Source organism: Nocardioides sp., assembly GCF_036493135.1.
In the GTDB taxonomy this organism is placed as follows: Bacteria; Actinomycetota; Actinomycetes; order Propionibacteriales; family Nocardioidaceae; genus Nocardioides.
Genome location: NZ_DASXQG010000014.1, coordinates 32472 through 48824, shown reverse-complemented (window position 1 = coordinate 48824; position 16353 = coordinate 32472). Strand labels below are relative to the sequence as shown.

Genomic DNA, 16353 nt, shown 5'->3' with positions numbered 1-16353 from the left:
GGGATGTGGGTGAGCCGGACCGCGGAGTCGGTGGTGTTGACGCTCTGGCCGCCGGGGCCGCTGGAGCGGTAGACGTCGACCCGGATCTCCTCCTCGGGGATCTCGATCTCGTCGGTCTGCTCCAGCACCGGGACCACCTCGACCGCCGCGAACGACGTCTGCCGGCGGCCCTGGTTGTCGAAGGGACTGATCCGCACCAGTCGGTGGGTGCCGGCCTCGACGCTCAGCGTCCCGTAGGCGTACGGCGCGTGGATGGCGAAGGTGGCCGACTTGAGGCCGGCCTCCTCGGCGTAGGAGGTGTCGTAGACCTCGACGGGGTACTTGTTGCGCTCCGCCCAGCGCGTGTACATGCGCATCAGCATCTCGGCGAAGTCGGCCGCGTCGACGCCGCCGGCGCCGGAACGGATCGTGAGCAGCGCCTCGCGCTCGTCGTACTCGCCGGACAGGAGGGTGCGCACCTCGAGCGCCTCGACGGAGGAGTGGATCTTGCCCAGCTCGGCCTCGGCATCGGCCAGCGAGCTCGCGTCGTTCTCCTCCTGCGAGAGCTGGACCATGATCTCGACGTCGTCGATGCGGCCGTCGAGCTCGGTGAAGCGGTCGAGCTGGCTCTGGAGGGCCGAGAGCCGACCGGTGACCCGCGTGGCGTTGGCCTGGTCGTCCCACAGGTCGGGGGCGGCGACCTGCTCGCCGAGGTCGGCGATCTCGGCGCGCATGCGGTCCAGGTCGAGCACCTGGCCGACGGTCTTCATCGTCGCGCGGAGCTGCTTGATCTCCACGTCGAAATCGATACCGGCCACGAGGAGCAAGGTTACGGCACCCCTCGTGGCCGGATCGCATCGCCGGACGCCGCCCCCAGGACGGCGCCAGACATGTGTCTACTCCTCGCAGTACACCTGCGGCGTCCCGACAGCCCCGAGTCCGTCGAACCCGGCGACCAGCGAGGTCGTGTCGAAGCGCACCTTCAGCGGCGGCGTCGCGAACGTGAACGAGTTCGGCTGCGACTGCCCGACGGCGAAGGTGTGGTCGTACCACGACGTCCCGTCGGCGGACGCCCGCACCGAGGCCTGGCTGCCGCTCTCCGAGTCGTCCGAGATGCCGAACGTGCCGCGGAACCTGGTGCACGCGTGGTCGAGGTTGAACTCGATCGACTGCGTCGTCGGGGAGCCGTCGTACATCCACGCCTCGAGTGACGACGGGAACGCCATGCCGTTGAACGCCACGGAGGTCACCGCATAGAGGGACTCGGCGTTGACCGACGGGATCGTCGTCAAAGGCGTCCACTTGTAGACGTCGACGACCGCCTTGGCGCTCACCCCGCGCTGGTGGTTCTTGCTGGCGGGCATGACCACTCGGTAGGCGTGCCGGCGGTTGACCCTCGGCGCGTCGTACGTCGTGTAGGTGCCGTCGCGGTGGACCAATGCGTTGCGCTGGGTCTTCCAGGTGCTGCCGGACAGGCGCTCCTGGAGCGTGACCAGCTTGCCGGCGGCAGACTTCGCGACCTTGCCGTGGAACCAGACCTTGTTCCCGGCCTTCACCGTGGTGTGGTTCGCGTGGATGGTGACCCGCCAGTTCGGCTTCGCCGCCTGGGCCGGGCTCGGGAGCGCGAGAGCGGCGCCGGCCAGGGCGGCCGCCACGACCACCGTACGGATGATCGTGCGCAGGTCCGTCACCCTCCTCATGGCGTGCCTCATCGCGTGACTCATCGCGTGCCTCATCGTGTGCACAGCGCGGTCGCATTGCCGAATGCGCCGAGACCGAACGGGCCGCCGGTGCTGGTCGAGGTCGCCTCGAGCCGCAGCTTGAGGGGCTCGTTCAGCGCGATGGTCTTGGTCTGGTGCTGGCCGACGTCGAAGGTGTGGGTGTACACCGGGGTGCCGTCGGCGAGAACGTCGACCTCCGCCTGACCGCCGGTCGAGGAGTCGTCGGAGATGCCGAAGGAGGCCTGGAGCTTCGTGCAGGTGTGGTTGACGTTGTACTCGATGTGCGTGTCGGACGACCAGCGCGCGAAGACCGAGTGCTGGTAGGCCTTGCCGTTGATGTTGACGTTGCCGGACACCATGCCCTGGTCGTTGACCGAGTCGAGGTCGGCCAGCCGGGTCCACTTGTAGACCTTGACCTTGACCGTGGGGCTGATGCCCTTGGCGTGCTTCGAGGTCCCCGGAACGACGACTCGGTAGGCATGGGTGAAGTTGGTGGTCGGGGTGTCGCTGACGCGATAGCTGCCGTCCCTCTGCACCGTGACCCTCTTCTGGTCGGCCCAGGGCTTCCCCGGCCTGAACTTCTCCTGCAGCACGACCTTCTCCCCCGCGGCCGCGGCGTGGGGTCGAACGGTTCCGTGGAACACGATCTTGTGGCCGGCCACGACCTGGACCTTGTTGGCCTTGATGCCGACCAGCCAGTTGGGACCCGCGTGCGCGGCCGTCAAGGGCAGCATTGCGAGTCCGAGTGCCATCGCGCCTGCGGCGGCGAGCTTGCGCATACGATTTCTCCTCGTTCGGGGACCGCTCGGTGGAGGTCCGTCGCAGTGTCCGATGCACAGGGCGGCCGATCCGTTCGGTCGCGGGGACGCCGTTCTTCCCGTTTTCTGGGTATCCCGGCGACTCACCCACGCGGAACCGCAAACCTTTACCCGACAGGTGGTGCGCGACCCTCTAGTCTGTGTCTTCTTCCCCCCTGTTGAGCTGCAGTTGGCAACCACCCGGAGGAGGGTCGGATGGCGGGCAAGCACCGCAGGGTCGTCCAGGTACACGGTGATGACACCTACGAGCGCATCTGGGACCTGGTTCGTCTCGGAGCAGTCGTGAGCGTCGAGTTCGTGCTGTCGGACGACCGTCAGATGCTCGCCACGACGACGATCGTCGACGACCACGGGGTCACGGTCGACCAGACCGTCGTCGAGGTCTGAGGGCCAGCCCGTCCGCTACTCGTCCACACCCACCGTCGCCGCGCTGGTCGCGCCGATGTCTGCGCGTTCGGGTGAGCCGGGCACGTGCAGCGGCAGGTGGATGGGCGCGTGCACCTCGACGATGACGCGCTGAGCCGACGAGTCGACCGACACCGTCGCGGTCAGGCCCGGGTAGCGAGTGAAGGCGCCGACGCGATGGAGGTAGCCGAGCGCTGCCGACCGTGCGACATCGGCGTCGAGGTGCAGGTCGGCGTCGAGCCCGACGCCGTACGCCTCGTCCCCGGACGCACCGGCGTCGGCCGCGGTGAGCGCGGCGCCGTCGGCGAGGGTGTCGAGGCCCTGGCGTTGCAGGTACGCCGCGGAGGCGTCGGTGACGACCGCCGCCATCATCAGCAGCACCAGGGCCAACCCCACGATCAGCAGCGTCACGGTGCCCTGCTCGCTCCCCCGCCTAGCCACCGGTGTCCTCCTGGAACTGCCCGATCGGCACCGTCTGGGTCGCGTCGAGGGCGAAGCTCGGGCGGTTGCCGCCCAGCGCGCTCGGCATCATCGGCAGCACGACCCGTGAGTGCACCGAGACGGTGATCACCGAGGTGCCCTGGTGGCAGTCGCCGGGGTACGGCGTACAGGTAACCCGCACGTCGGGCGTCACGCCGTGCACCCCTTGGTCGTCGAGGGCGACGCGAGCTGCGGTCCGGGCCCGGACGAGCCCGGACGCATCGTCGGGTGCCAAGGCGTAGGCGCGTGCGGCGGCCCGTGCGGCTGCCATGACGCCGAAGGCGCCGCGCTGGACCTGGAAGACCGATATCACGATCCAGAGCACCGGCACGACCAGGAGGATCCCGAGCCACGAGAGCTCGACCAGCGCGCTGCCTCGCTGGTCGCGACCACGCTTCATGGCTGCTCCTCGATCGCGTGCCCCGACACATCGAGCGAGACGGCAGGACCGCCGATGCCGAGCGCCGGGACGACGACGTGGACGGTCACCTCCACGGCCGGTGCGCCGTCAATGGTCACCTCGCGAGCCGTGACGTCGCGGGCATAGCGGCCGGCGAGGGCTCCCTCGATCTGGCTGCGGGTGCGGGCCGCCCCGTCGGCGGGGTCACGGTCGAGGGTCGCGGCGTACCTTGCTCCCTCAGACGCGGCGGCGGCCAGGGTGTTCCGGACGAACAGCACCAACGCCACCTGGAGCACACCGAGGAACACCGGCACCAGGATGACGAGCACCAGCACGAAGTCGACCACCGCGGCACCACGCTGGTCGCGCCGGGCAGACACGGCTCAGTGCACGCTGTTGAGAGCGGTCGTGAGCATGTCGGTGAGCTGGGGCTTGGCCAGCGAGTACAACGCACCGACCAGCCCGGCCGTCATCACGGTGACCAGCACCCAGCCGGGAACGTCGCCTCGCTCGTCGCGCGGCCGCGGCGCGGTGAGGTGGAGCAGACAGCGGACCAGGAGGCTGGTGAGCGAGTTCATCGTTCCTCTTCTCTGCGGGTGACGGTGGTCAGGGGGTCGTCAGGTGGAGGCCGATCACGCCGGGCCAGAAGGCGACCAGCACGGTGACCGGGAGGACGAGGAACACGACCGGGACCATCATGAAGATCTCCTTCCGGGCGGCGACCTCGATCAGCTCTCGGCGACCGGCCTCGCGGACGTCGGCTGCCTGGGCGTGCAGGACGTCGGCCAGTGGGGTGCCGCGTTCGACCGCGACGGCGACACCCTGGGCGAAGCGCGCCACTGACGGGACTCCGGTGGTCGCGGCCATCCGGTCGAAGGCCTGGGCCACCGGCTCGCCGGTACGGACGGCGGCCAGCACCGAAGCGAGGTCGCGCGAGAGCTCTCCGCCGCTACGACGTACGACGCGGTCGAGCGCCGCGACCGGGCTCTCGCCCGCGGCGACGGCGAGGGCGAGCAGCTCTGCCAGCACCGGGAACTCGGCGAGCACCTTGCGCTCACGGACGGTGACCTGCGAGCTCAGGTAGGTGTCGCGGGCGAGTACGCCGGTCGCGACGCCGGCCGTGGAGAGGAGCAGCGAGCCGACGGTGTCGCCGTGGCCGCCGAGCGTGGTGAGCAGGCAGTACGCCGCGACCACCGCGAACCCGCCGACGCCCCAGAGCACCTGCTCGACCCGGAAGTCGTGCACGGTCTTGTCCAGCCCGGCCCGCATCAGCCGACGTCGTACGGAGGCGGCGCCACCGAGGATCCGCTCGACGGCGTCGGCCGCCGCTCGGAGCACCGGACCGAACACCCCCGCCGCAGCTGACACCGGAGACGACGTCGGCTCGTCCATGCGCGCGGGCCGACCCAGTCGGGGGACGTCGCGGACGTAGGGCAGCACGCGAAGCGCGAGCGTCGGTCGGTGGAGGGCATGCAGGCGCGCGAGGACCAGCACCAGTCCGAACCCGGTCGTGGCACCGAGCAGGACGCCGACGAGGAGCGGACTCACGACAGGATCCGGCGGTCGTGCGGCAGTCGACCGATGCGCATCATCAGCCGGTAGGCGACGACGCAGGCGCCCGCAGCGAACAGCAGCACGATCGTGCCCGTGGGCGAGGCGTAGCGCCGGATCACGCTGGGCTGGAAGCTCATCATCAGCAGGACCAACCAGGGCGCCGCCACCGCGAGTCGGGCGCCGTTGACGGTCCAGGCCTGGCGTGCCTCGAGCTCGGAGCGGGTGCGGGCCTCGTCGCGGAGGTACCCGGAGAGGTTGCGCAGCAGACGTCCGAGCTCGCCGCCCCCCACCTCGCGAGCGACGCGCAAACCTTCGATCACCCGGTCGCCGACGGGATCGGCCAGGCGGTTCTTGAGCCGGTCGAGGCACTCCCCGAAGCGGCCGGTCACCTGGTAGTCCAGCGCGAACGCCTCGAACGACGAGCGCAGCGGCCCAGGTCCGCGCACCGAGAGCTGGGCCAGGGCGTCGGGCAGGGAAAGACCCGCCCGGACGGCACTGGCGAGGTTGTCGACGGCTTCCGGCCAGACCTCCGCGAAGTCGCGTCGGCGACGCCGCGCCCGGCTCGCCACGACGAGGACCGGCAGGTACCCACCCATCGCACCGAACACCAGCGCCACGGGCGGAGTGCGCGTCAGCACCTGCACCAACAGCGCCGCCGAGCAGCCGGTGACGACGCAGAGGGTGAGGAACGCCGACGACGAGATATGGCCGAGACCGGCTCTGGCCAGCAGGTCCGCGACGCGCGACCGGTGGCGACGTACTCGAGGTGTCGGACGCGGCAGGGCGAAGGCGGACCAGATCAGCAGCAGGCCGACACCCAGGCCGAGGCCCGCGAGGACGCCCATCAGTCGGCTCCCCGCAGGACGGAGTGGATGTCGATGCCGATCCGCTCGAAGTTGCCCGGACGAGGCGGCATCCCGCCGGCGCGCCGTAGGTCCCCGGAGCGACGCTCGAAGATCGGCTCGATCTCGATCACGTCATGCTCCACCCGGCCGGGCACCCCCATGATCTCGTTGACGCGGCGTACGCCGTGCTGGTCGATGCCGAGGTGGACCACCAGATCGACGCTGGCCGCCACCGTCGGGATCACGAAACGAGCCGAGATGTTCTCCCCCGCCAGCAGCGGCAGCGTGCACATCTTGACCAGAGCCTCGCGGGCGGAGTTCGCGTGAAGCGTGCACATTCCCGGGACCCCGGCGTTGAGGGCGAGCAACAGGTCGAGGCACTCCTCGGCGCGGACCTCACCGACGAGCATCCTGCTCGGGCGCATGCGGAGGGTCTCCTTCACCAGGTCGCGCAGCCTGATCTCACCGGTGCCCTCCAGCCCACTCTGCCGCGTCTGCATCGCGACCCAGTCGGGGTGCGGGAAACGGAGCTCGAACACCTCCTCGGCACTCACCACCCGGTCGCCGCCGGGGATCGCCGCAGCGAGGCAGTTGAGGAACGTGGTCTTGCCGGCTTGCGTGCCGCCGGCGACGAGGATGTTGAGGCCGGCCCTGACCGACGCCTCGAGGAACGCCGCGGCGGGTGCGGTCAGGGTCCCGAGCTCGACCAGCTCGGGGAGTCGAGCGGCGGTGAGAATGAACTTCCGGATGTTCACCGCGGTCCAGCCGCGACTGATCCCTTCGAGCACGACATGGAGGCGATGGCCCTCGGGGAGCATCGCGTCGACGAACGGTCGGGAGATGTCGATGCGCCGACCCGACGCCTTGAGCATGCGTTCGACCAGCTCCTGCACCTGGGCGCTGGTGAGCATCAGATTGGTCAGCTCGTGCCGCCCGCGGCGCGCCACGAAGACGCGGGAGGGGTCGTTGATCCAGATCTCCTCGACGGCCGGGTCGTCGAGGAACTGCTGGAGCGGGCCGAAGCCGGACACCCGGGCCACCAGCTCGCCGACCATCGAGTCCACGTCGCTGACCGGAGCGACGACCCCGGTCAGGCTGCGCTCGTCGTGGGCGAGCACCACGGCCTCGGCCAGACGACGTACGACGAGCGCGTCGCGCTGCGGGTCGACACCCTCGCGGCGCACGGCCTCGCGCACCCGCTGGTCGAGCGACTCGACCAGGTCGGCGTGCGCGTCCGCGGCGACGACAGACAACGGCGATCCCTCCCGAGTAAGAGATCCGTGTCAGAAACCTACGACCGCGGCGGTCTGCTCGGGAAGGGGCCAGCGCGAATCTGTGGATGATCCGAGACGAAAGATGCGACGGGCCGCCTCAGATCAGAGCCCGGCGAGCACCCGCCCCAGGTCTTCCCCCTGGGCGGCGAGGTCGAAGGCGAAGGAGGAGCGGTCGGATGCCTTGGTCCGCCTGACCTTGGGCGGCGGCTCGATGTCCGCCTTCTGCCAGAAGTAGTGCAGCTGGGAGCCGAGCACCGAGGCGAACAGATGCTCGTTGCGGGCGACGTACGCGTTGTGGCTGATCACGACGACGGCCTCGAGCCGCCGGCAGTGCATCAGGTTGGTCATCGCCGATCCGGCGAACCCGGCCACCACCCGCGCGCCCGCGAACAGCGCGACCTGCTCGGCCAGCCGAAGCTCCTCCGGGTAGAAGACGTGGTACCCACGGGCGGCGAAGAAGCTCTCGACCTCCCCCTGGTTGCGGCAACCTCGGCGCAGGCGCAGGGCGGCACCCCGGGAGACGAAGATCCGCTCGTAGGGAGCGGGCTCGGCGCCGGCGAGCAACCCGGCGGTCATCCTGGCCCAGGTCTCCCGGAGGTCCGGGTGCGCGTAGTACGGCTCGCGGTTGTGCCACATCGGTGAGGCAGCCACCACGCTCCGCAGCTGTACGGGCCGGTCCGACCAGGTCAGGTCCGACTCCGGGATCCCGTAGGCGGTGAACAGGCGGCGCTCCAGCGATCCGTCGCGTCCATGGGCGGGATTGGTGTGGAAGAGCACCCGGAGCCCCGGAATCTCGCGCTTCGCTCGCTCCCAGCCCCACAGCCGGCACAGCACCTCGGTGGTGAGGTGCCCGAAGTGGCTCGGGAACACGCAGTCGAGGAAGTAGAAGTCCCCGTGGAGGACGTCGGTGGGGGTCGGTCGATCGAGGCGCGCGAACAACGGCGTCACCGACTGGAGCTTCGGATGGGTGAGGTAGCTCGCCCGAGGCCATCGGAACGACTCGGGCAGGATCGTGTTGCCGGTGTAGAGGCGCATCGAGCCGAGACTGACGACGTCCCCCTCGTAGTGCCGCACGGTCATCTCCGGGTACTCCAGGGTCCCGGGCCACGCGTCGGCGCGGCTGGGTCCGTACGACGCCTCGTTGATCGTGGCGATCAGCCGGCCCGCGGGGCGCGTCTCCAGGACCGACACCTCGATCTGGGGCTCCCGCGCCGCGATGAGAGCTCCGACGTGGTTCTCCCCGAGCTTCAGGGGGTTGCGCCCGAGCTTGGTGGCCACGACGAGCTTCTGGTTCACCAGCACACGCTCGACGTGGTGCGCGACCTCGAGCTCGCGACGGCCGAGCCCGATGTCGAGGTCGTGATCCCGGCCGGCAGCGAGCACCTGGAGGAAGCGGTCCGGTGCACCGCCGGTCGGACCGCCCGGAGCGCCGACCCCCTCGACGGTCCGGTCGACGACGTAGGCGCCGCCACGTCGCAGGTGCAGGAAGAGGCGCGTGAACAGACCGGCGTGGTCCCCGGCCAACGAGGACAGCGCCGCCGGGCCGAGGACGACCAGGACCACGTCCTGGGCGTTGAGCCGGGTCAGGTGGGCGACCACGTCGTCGAGGTCGGCCACCTCGACGGAGGTCGGGCGCCTCACCTCCTGCACAGAGTCCTGCCCAGGGTCCTGCCCAGAGTCCTGCCCAGAGTCGTGCTCAGAGTCGTGCTCAGAGTCCTTCTCAGAGTCGAGGCCGCGGTGGGACGGGCCGTCGACGACGAGCATGGTGACGTGGTCGCGGGAGAAGTGCTGGAGCCAGCTCCGGACGGCGTCCCGACAGGCCGGGTCAGCCAGGACGACGACCGCGCGGTCGCCGGCCCTGCCCATCATCTCGGCCGCCGTTCCGCGCAGACGCCCGGTGATGGCACCCGCCTGGGATGCCCGATCCGCACGCTTCTGCGCGACGCGTGCCGTGACCGATCTCCCCGATCGGCGCAGTCGTGCCCATGACCGGTCCACACGCTTCCCGAGCAGATGGTCCACGCGCGAAGACTATGCGGTGGGGCGCTATCTGCCTCGCATGGACCGCGGCGACTCGCGGGGGGATCGACCCCAGGCGAGAACTCCTCCGGATGGGGTATGGCCGACCAGGATCCCGACGCCCTAGCGTCGATCTGGCTCGCCCCGTCGGTCTCCCCCGTGGCCGGCGGGGCGTCCTTGGACTCGCGGTCCTTCCGCGAGAGGGAGCGGCGATGAGTGAGAACGACGTGCCGACCGGCCGATGCCTGTGCGGGGGTGTCTCGTTCACGGTCGCCGGGCCACTCCGCGGCGTCGTCAACTGCCACTGCCACCGGTGTCGCCGCTGGACCGGACACCACATGGCGGCGACCTCGGCCGCGGTGGACGACATCGAGCTCGAGGGCCAAGGACTGCTCGTGTGGTACCGCCCGGTCGAGCACGCGTCGTACGGGTTCTGCCGGGAGTGTGGCTCGAGCCTGTTCTGGCGGGCCGGCGACCAGCCCGAGCGGTGGTCGATCTGCGCGGGCACCCTCGACCCGCCGACCCATCTCGCCACCACTGAGGCCTGGTGGGTTAGTGAGGCCAGTGACTACCACGTGCGACCGGACCTGCCCGAGTACGAGACGGAGTGACGCGGGCTCGCACCACCGTTGTACCATTTGGTACATGAGGTATGAGACGAGTACGACGACGGCCGCCGAGCCGTCGCGGTTGTGGGCCGTGGTCTCCGACGTGGAGAGGTGGCCGGAGTGGATCGAGGTCTACGAGGAGGTACGGCGTGCCCAGCACGGCGATCTCGCGCTCGGGGACTCCGCCCACGTCAAGCAGAAGGGTCTGGCCGCCGGCGACTGGACCGTGACCGAGCTCGAGGACGGCCAGGTGTTCGCCTGGCAGAGTCGGCAGCCCGGCGTACGCATCACCGGGCGGCACGTCGTCAGCGCGGAGGCCGGGGGCGGCAGCCGGCTGACCCTTCAGCTGGAGATGACCGGCTGGGCCTCCGGGGTCGTGAACGCGCTGATGGGCCGGAAGTCGCGCTCCTACGTCGACCTCGAGTGCGCCCGGCTGGCCGAGGTCGCCGCGGAGCCGAGCACCGCGTGACGGAGGGTCCGAGACCAGCCGGCGCGACCGGGCGCGACGCGCTGCTGGGCCGGGCGATCGGACACTTCGCCGAGAACGGGGTCGGCGACACCAGCCTGCGGGCGCTCGCCGAGGCGATCGGCACCAGCCACCGGATGCTGATCTACCACTTCGGCTCGCGCGACGGCCTGCTCGCGGCCGTCGTCGACACCGTCGAGCAGGGCGCGCGCGACACGCTCGCCCGGATGGTCGAGGAGGCGAAGGCCGACTCCGACCCGCTCGAGGCCGGCCTGCGCTACTGGCACCTCGTCACCGACGACGCCCTGGTCTACGGGCCACTGTTCTTCGAGCTGTCCAGCCACGCGATGCTCGGGCTCCCCCACGCCGCCGAGCTGCGCGAGCGCCTGGTCACGACCTGGCTGGACGCGCTCGAGGCGATGTGGAGGGCGCGCGGCGTACCCAGGCTCGCCGCCCGGCAGCAGGCGCGGCTCGACCTCGCGGTCGCGCGCGGACTCCTCCACGACCTGCTCCTCACCGGCGAGCGGCGTGCGGTCGACCGGGCCATGCAGCGGTACGCCGTGGACGCGGTCGAGCGCCTGCTGGGGCCGGCTCCGGTCAGGTGATGAGGAGGCGTCACCGCTCATCCGCGCTCAGCTCGGCAAGACGAGCAAGGCCCGGGCCCGCGTGCGCCTGCAGCCTCTCGAGCGCGTCGTCCAGCGCTGCTGACCCGCCGTGCTCGGGCGGGATCCGTGCCGGGTTGAGGGCGACCGTGTCGGCCCAGGCCTTGATGTCGGGCTCGGCTCCGAACGACATCGCCGCCCGCATGCCCAGGACGTTCATGGTCGCCCACCCGGCCAGGCTGTCGGGGAACGGCGAGGGCGGGCAGAGGCGGTTCTTCTCCACGTCGTCCTGGCGCGTGGCCTCCACGTAGCCGGCGATGGCCGCGCCGAAGCACGGGAAGCCGGCCCGGACCGGCTGCAGCGTGATCGCGGAGGGTCCCCAGATGGGCACGCTCGGTGGGTACTTCAGGCCGGAGGCGGCGCAGTGCACGAGGAGCGCGTCGCGCGCGATGTCCACCGAGCCGTGGTCGAACGCGATCAGTCTCGGCCGCACCGACCGGATGTGCCCGAGACGTACGACGTGCTCGATGCTGCGGAGCTGCTCCAGCTCCCAGACGGCCAGGGTGGGGGTCTTCGCCATCGTGGGCGTGACCGAGCGGTCGATGCGCAGCATGATGTCCGCGCTCTCCATCCGCAGGAACAGGTCGTCCAACGACGCCGCAGCCTCTCCGGCCGCCATGGTGTCGGCGACCATGCCCAGGTACACCGCCGGATCCGGTTGCACCAGCGCTCGGTTCAGCATCCACGGGTCGCGGGGCCGCACCCAGCAGATGGCATCCGGGTCCACGCCCCGCCGCAACAGCCAGATGCACGCGTCGGTCGCGGTCTTGCCCGACCCCACGACGACGAACTGACTCGGCGCCTCGGTCAGGCGGGCGAGGTCGTTGACCGGGACCACCCGGACGCCGTCGGCGACATCGAACGGTGGCGGAGTCTCCTCGGGGATGTCGGGGGCGAGGTAGCGGGCGTCGACGATCCGGCAGGCCTGCGGCACGTCGTACCGCTGGCCGGAGATGCGCGAGACGATCGTGCGGTCGACGTACTCGCAGTTCGGGAAGAACTCGACCTTGCCCGACTCCAGCATCCCGGCCAGGACCTTGTCGTAGTAGGCACAGATCTCGGGCGCGGTCGCGCGCTCCTGGAGGCCCGTCTCCGGCCCGTGCTGCTGCAGGCGGCCGCCTCCCAGCAGCGTCGACGGGACTCCGTAGAACGCCGAGGCCTGGTGCAGGCGGACGAACGGGTACGCCGCGAGCCAGTGCCCACCGACACCGTGCCGGCGGTCGACCAGGGCCACGCGGACGTCGGCGCGGTCGATCAGCGCATCGGTGAACGCCATGCCCATGGCGCCAGCGCCCACCACGAGATAGTCCGCCTCGACGGTGCGCGCCACGGGTCACACACAACCACGCCACCGGCGGCCGGTCCACGGTCTACGTCTCCGAGGCCGTCTGTTGAGTGAGCGCCTCGATCTCGGCCTCGGCCCAGGCACCCCGGATCCCGGGGGCAGCGCCGAGGTACCGGGCGATCCGGGCGCCGTCGTACCCGTGCGACTCGCGCAGCCCGATCGAGATCCACTGCAGGTACGCCGCAGCCGGCGCCGCGAGCCGCAGGCTTCCGACGTCGTGGTGGGTGATCGTGAACATCGGCGCGCCCTCGAGCTCGCCGAGCCGGACCACCGTCTCGTAGCGACCCGGTCCGATGGTGACCAGGGACTCCACGTCCGGGAGGAGTCCCGCCAGGTCCTCGGCGAACTCACCCCCGGGAGGAAGCCGACGCTCCTGCGCCGCGACGTCGCCGAACTGCTCCGTGGTCACCAGATAGGCGCGAGCGGCCACGACGCCCGGTGCCGCGCGATCGTAGAACGCCATCCCACCACCCCACACGCGGGACTCCTCCGCGAACACCAGGCCACCCGGCACCTCGACACCCCGCGCTCTCGCGGGATCGCTCGGGTCTCGGCAGCCCGTGTAGTCGCGTGAGCCACCCGCCGGACGCCCGCCGGACAGGTAGCAGCGGAACCGGGCCATGGCCAGGTTCGAGGCGTACGCCACGTACCAGATCTGCGGCAGCCCCATCTCAGACCGGTAGCGGAGCTTCCTCGAGGGCCAGCCGCGCCTCCTCGAGGAGGACACGCTCGGCCTCCCGATAGCGTCGGTCCGCCTCGGTCGGGGTGTCGCCGACGGCGGTCAGGCCGATCCGGCCGTGCTCGGTGAGGCAGCTGATCATGTGGAACACGATCCCGACCTGCCGCGACTGGTCGAAGTGCAACCCGTGCCGGGCCACGATGTCGAAGAGGTCGGACGACGTCAGCCCGCACAGCATCTCGGACTCGAGATGGTCCGTGGCGACCAGGTGCTTCTCGTGGCCGCGAGGCGTCATGAAGAGCGCCGTCGTGGGGTCGTAGCGACCGTCGGTGAGGAACTGAAGGGTGAGGAACGGGTGGGTCGTCCCGCCCTTGCGCAAGTTGAGCTCGATGGCGTACGGCGTCCACTCGCCGTTGGTGCCGCGGACCACGACGAAGTCGACCGCGAAGCGGCCCAGTGCACCCTGCTTCGCCAGCCACAGCCCGATGGTCTCGGCATGCTCGGTGATGGCGCGCGCGTAGCCGGGTGCTGCCGGGAACTTGCAGCCGAGGTAGCTCTGCCCACTCGCGCCTCCGAGCAGCTGGTCATGGGTCGACAACAGCTCGACGGCGCCACCGGGCAGTACTCGTAGCTGGACGCTGGGGCTCTCGATCTCCTCCCCGACGATGCGCTCCTCGACGATGCCCGCGCCTTCCGCGAACTTGGCGAGATAGACGTCGAGAGGCGTCGTCAGCGACTCCAGCTCCATGCTCCGCAGGCGCCCCATGACGGCAGCGCGCTCGTCCGAGGCGCCGGGCGCCGGCAGGCCCGACAGGCGGACGAGTGCGTTGCCGGCCCCGGACACGCCCTCGTTCAGCTTGATGATGACGCTGTCCATCGATGGCCGCTCGGCCCGCATCCCGACCACCGCATCTGCCACGTCGTCGAGCGTGCGCAGATTCTCCACACCGAGCGGATAGGGGACGCCGACCTCGGCGAACATCCTGCGGCAGCCCGACTTGGAGCCGAAAGGCGCGAGCCGCGGGTCGGCGCCGTACATCGGGATCCCGAGGCTCAGCGCGACGTCGCGCTCGAGCTCGGTGGTGTTGTAGGGCACCAGGTGTGAGCGTGTGCGGTTCGGGATCAGCGCGGCGATCCGCGCCAGGACGTGCGGCCGGTCCAGGAGCTTCTCGCTCAGCGAGCGCGGCGAGGCGTCGTCGACGTGGACGAGCGACAGACGGGAGCGTGCGTGGCTGGGGATCACGCCGGGGAGCAGGGCGAGGTAGTACTCGATGATCTCGGGAGCGATCGGCAGCGAGGTGACGTAGACCATGCGAAGCCTCGGCTGGCGCAGCAGCATGAGCAGGAACAGGAACCGCTCCTCCATCGACTGGGTCATGCTGCCGCTCGACGCCACCGCCTTGTCCAGGGTGATCGAGGGAATCACGACCACCGACTCGTCATCGTGGTTGAGACGCATCGCGTCCCAGACCTCGCCCATGCGGCCCTGCAGCTGGTCGAAGCGCCGGTATCGCTCCTGCTCGTCCAGCTTCGAGAGCACGTCCGCCGACGTGGCCGGCGGGGTCCAGAGATCACCGCTCATGACACGATCCGGGCGTTGTCGATGCCCTTGACGTCGTACGCGTGGACGCTCCGGCTGAAGCCGCGCAGCTCGCGGATGCCCGCGTCCTCACCCACGACGAGTGGGCCGGCCACCGAGAACACCCGCTCGGTGACCAGGATCTGCCACGGCTCGGCGTCGGCGCAGAGCCTCGAGGCGAGGTTCGTGACACTGCCGATCGCCGCGTAGTCGTGCCGTCCGTCGAAGCCGATGCGCCCCAAGGTGGCGTAGCCCTGGGCGATCCCGATGCCGAGGGCGAGGTCATGTCCCTGCCGGGCCCAGGACTCGGCCAGCCCGCGGACCCGGGTGCGCATCGCGACGCTCATCCGGATCGCGCGCGCCGGACCGTCGTCGCAGAGCACCGGGTCGTTGAAGAAGACCATCAGGCCGTCGCCGGCGAAGCGCTCGAGGGTGCCCTCGAACCGGAAGATCAGGTCGCCGAGCGCGGCGTGGTACTCCTCGAGGACGCCCATCACCTCCTCGGGCTCGCTCGCCTCCGCGAACGGGGTGAACCCGCGCAGGTCGCAGAACACGACGACGATCTCGCGCCGGTGACTCTGGAGGAACGACTCGTCGCCGGAGTCGACGATCAGCTCGGCCAGCTGGGGTGAGAGGAAGCGCCGCAGCCGCCCCATCCGCTCGATCTGGGACACCTGTTCCGCCACCCGGCCCTCGAGCTCCTGGTTCCACGAGGAGAGCTCGTCGGACTGGCGCTTGATGGTGTCCTGGTACCGCTTGATCCTCGCCAGCGACGCCACGCGGGCGAGGAGCTCGCTGGTGTCGATCGGCTTGGTCACGAAGTCGTCGGCACCCGCCTCGAGGGCCTTGATCTTCTGCTCGTCGCCGCTCGCCGTGACCATCACGACCGGCAGGTACGCCGTGGCCGGCCGCCCCCGGATCTCGCGGCACACCTCGTAGCCGTCCATGCCCGGCATCACGATGTCGAGGAGCACGAGGTCGACGTCGCCCTCGTCGATGGCGGCCAGCGCCTCCTTGCCCGACGACGCGGCGCGGACGTCGTACCCACGCGGCGTGAGGATCGCCTCGAGGAGCCTGATGTTCGGAGGCTGGTCGTCGACGACGAGGACGCGCGCGTTCGCGGGGGCTGTGTCGTTCATCCGGCGCCTCTCAGTCGAAGGAAGTCGCGCACCTGCTGGGGGAGGGCCCGCACACTGATCGGCTTCTCGACGTACCCGTCGAAGCCCGATGCGAACGCCCGCTCCCGGTCGTCGTTCATCGCGAACGCCGTCACCGCGACCACGGGGACCTGGGTCTCCTCGGCCGCTCGGATCTGCCGCAGCGCCTCGGCGCCGTCGATCCCCGGGAGCTGCAGGTCCATCAGGATCAGGTCCGGCGAGCTCTCGTGAGCCAGCCGTACGCCGTCCTCGCCCGTCGTCGCCTCGATCACCACGTAGCCGGAGTACGTCAGCACGTCTCTGACCAGCTTCAGGTTCTTCGGGTTGTCCTCGACCACCAGGATGCGGTTCGGGTCCATCTC

Annotated in this window: 20 protein-coding genes; 4 read left to right on the top strand and 16 right to left on the bottom strand. The window is 70.4% G+C overall.

Annotation, left to right across the window (positions count from 1 at the left end):
* The 3 genes from VGJ24_RS02580 to VGJ24_RS02570 all read right to left on the bottom strand — a co-directional run.
* The coding region (locus VGJ24_RS02580; protein WP_331498925.1) for a PCRF domain-containing protein at positions 1–797 on the bottom strand (797 nt) is incomplete at its 3' end.
* 78 nt (positions 798–875) lie between these two features.
* Positions 876–1679 (bottom strand): hypothetical protein, encoded by an 804-nt coding sequence (locus tag VGJ24_RS02575; protein ID WP_331498924.1) that lies wholly within the window; start codon positions 1677–1679, stop codon positions 876–878.
* A 32-nt stretch (positions 1680–1711) separates the two neighbouring features.
* Positions 1712–2479: an NPCBM/NEW2 domain-containing protein gene (locus tag VGJ24_RS02570; protein WP_331498923.1), complete on the bottom strand. Its 768-nt coding sequence runs from the start codon at positions 2477–2479 to the stop codon at positions 1712–1714.
* 234 nt (positions 2480–2713) lie between these two features.
* On the opposite strand from VGJ24_RS02570, the gene VGJ24_RS02565 reads away from it, so the two are divergent.
* On the top strand, positions 2714–2905 hold the full coding sequence (locus tag VGJ24_RS02565) for a hypothetical protein (RefSeq protein ID WP_331498922.1): 192 nt from the start codon (positions 2714–2716) through the stop codon (positions 2903–2905).
* Between the two features lie 15 nt (positions 2906–2920).
* On the opposite strand, the gene VGJ24_RS02560 is transcribed toward VGJ24_RS02565, so the two are convergent.
* The 8 genes from VGJ24_RS02560 to VGJ24_RS02525 form a co-directional block, all read right to left on the bottom strand.
* Positions 2921–3364, bottom strand: a complete 444-nt coding sequence (locus VGJ24_RS02560; protein WP_331498921.1) for a pilus assembly protein TadG-related protein — start codon at positions 3362–3364, stop codon at positions 2921–2923.
* On the bottom strand, positions 3357–3803 hold the full coding sequence (locus VGJ24_RS02555; protein WP_331498920.1) for a hypothetical protein: 447 nt from the start codon (positions 3801–3803) through the stop codon (positions 3357–3359). The genes VGJ24_RS02560 and VGJ24_RS02555 overlap by 8 nt, the downstream gene beginning before the upstream one ends.
* Positions 3800–4183, bottom strand: a complete 384-nt coding sequence (locus tag VGJ24_RS02550) for a TadE/TadG family type IV pilus assembly protein (RefSeq protein WP_331498919.1) — start codon at positions 4181–4183, stop codon at positions 3800–3802. Before VGJ24_RS02550 ends, VGJ24_RS02555 begins: the two co-directional genes overlap by 4 nt.
* 3 nt (positions 4184–4186) lie before the next feature.
* On the bottom strand, positions 4187–4381 hold the full coding sequence (locus tag VGJ24_RS02545; protein WP_331498918.1) for a hypothetical protein: 195 nt from the start codon (positions 4379–4381) through the stop codon (positions 4187–4189).
* A 28-nt stretch (positions 4382–4409) separates the two neighbouring features.
* Positions 4410–5351 carry a type II secretion system F family protein gene (locus VGJ24_RS02540; protein WP_331498917.1) on the bottom strand — a complete coding sequence of 314 codons (942 nt, stop codon included), beginning with the start codon at positions 5349–5351 and terminating at the stop codon, positions 4410–4412.
* Positions 5348–6202, bottom strand: coding sequence for a type II secretion system F family protein (locus VGJ24_RS02535; RefSeq protein ID WP_331498916.1), 855 nt, complete (start codon positions 6200–6202; stop codon positions 5348–5350). The genes VGJ24_RS02540 and VGJ24_RS02535 overlap by 4 nt, the downstream gene beginning before the upstream one ends.
* Complete coding sequence (locus VGJ24_RS02530) at positions 6202–7455, bottom strand: CpaF family protein (protein WP_331498915.1); 1254 nt, start codon at positions 7453–7455, stop codon at positions 6202–6204. Before VGJ24_RS02530 ends, VGJ24_RS02535 begins: the two co-directional genes overlap by 1 nt.
* Positions 7456–7578: 123 nt before the next feature.
* A complete protein-coding gene (locus VGJ24_RS02525) occupies positions 7579–9498 on the bottom strand; it encodes a glycosyltransferase family 61 protein (RefSeq protein ID WP_331498914.1) in 1920 nt (639 codons plus the stop codon).
* A 209-nt stretch (positions 9499–9707) separates the two neighbouring features.
* On the opposite strand from VGJ24_RS02525, the gene VGJ24_RS02520 reads away from it, so the two are divergent.
* Genes VGJ24_RS02520 through VGJ24_RS02510 form a run of 3 tightly spaced genes read left to right on the top strand, consistent with a single transcriptional unit; the run spans position 9708 to position 11174 of the window.
* Positions 9708–10106, top strand: coding sequence for a GFA family protein (locus VGJ24_RS02520; RefSeq protein ID WP_331498913.1), 399 nt, complete (start codon positions 9708–9710; stop codon positions 10104–10106).
* Positions 10107–10140: 34 nt separating this feature from the next.
* A complete protein-coding gene (locus VGJ24_RS02515; protein WP_331498912.1) occupies positions 10141–10572 on the top strand; it encodes an SRPBCC family protein in 432 nt (143 codons plus the stop codon).
* Complete coding sequence (locus VGJ24_RS02510; RefSeq protein ID WP_331498911.1) at positions 10569–11174, top strand: helix-turn-helix domain-containing protein; 606 nt, start codon at positions 10569–10571, stop codon at positions 11172–11174. The genes VGJ24_RS02515 and VGJ24_RS02510 overlap by 4 nt, the downstream gene beginning before the upstream one ends.
* Positions 11175–11184: 10 nt before the next feature.
* Here the strand turns inward: VGJ24_RS02510 and VGJ24_RS02505 are convergent, their stop codons facing one another.
* Genes VGJ24_RS02505 through VGJ24_RS02485 form a run of 5 tightly spaced genes read right to left on the bottom strand, consistent with a single transcriptional unit; the run spans position 11185 to position 16350 of the window.
* A complete protein-coding gene (locus VGJ24_RS02505; protein ID WP_331498910.1) occupies positions 11185–12561 on the bottom strand; it encodes an NAD(P)-binding protein in 1377 nt (458 codons plus the stop codon).
* Positions 12562–12601: 40 nt separating this feature from the next.
* Positions 12602–13246 carry a histone deacetylase gene (locus VGJ24_RS02500; RefSeq protein ID WP_331498909.1) on the bottom strand — a complete coding sequence of 215 codons (645 nt, stop codon included), beginning with the start codon at positions 13244–13246 and terminating at the stop codon, positions 12602–12604.
* Position 13247: 1 nt separating this feature from the next.
* Positions 13248–14837: a peptide ligase PGM1-related protein gene (locus VGJ24_RS02495; protein ID WP_331498908.1), complete on the bottom strand. Its 1590-nt coding sequence runs from the start codon at positions 14835–14837 to the stop codon at positions 13248–13250.
* Positions 14834–15973: an adenylate/guanylate cyclase domain-containing protein gene (locus tag VGJ24_RS02490; RefSeq protein ID WP_331498907.1), complete on the bottom strand. Its 1140-nt coding sequence runs from the start codon at positions 15971–15973 to the stop codon at positions 14834–14836. The genes VGJ24_RS02495 and VGJ24_RS02490 overlap by 4 nt, the downstream gene beginning before the upstream one ends.
* Complete coding sequence (locus tag VGJ24_RS02485; RefSeq protein ID WP_331498906.1) at positions 15970–16350, bottom strand: response regulator; 381 nt, start codon at positions 16348–16350, stop codon at positions 15970–15972. Before VGJ24_RS02485 ends, VGJ24_RS02490 begins: the two co-directional genes overlap by 4 nt.
* Positions 16351–16353 lie beyond the last annotated feature (3 nt).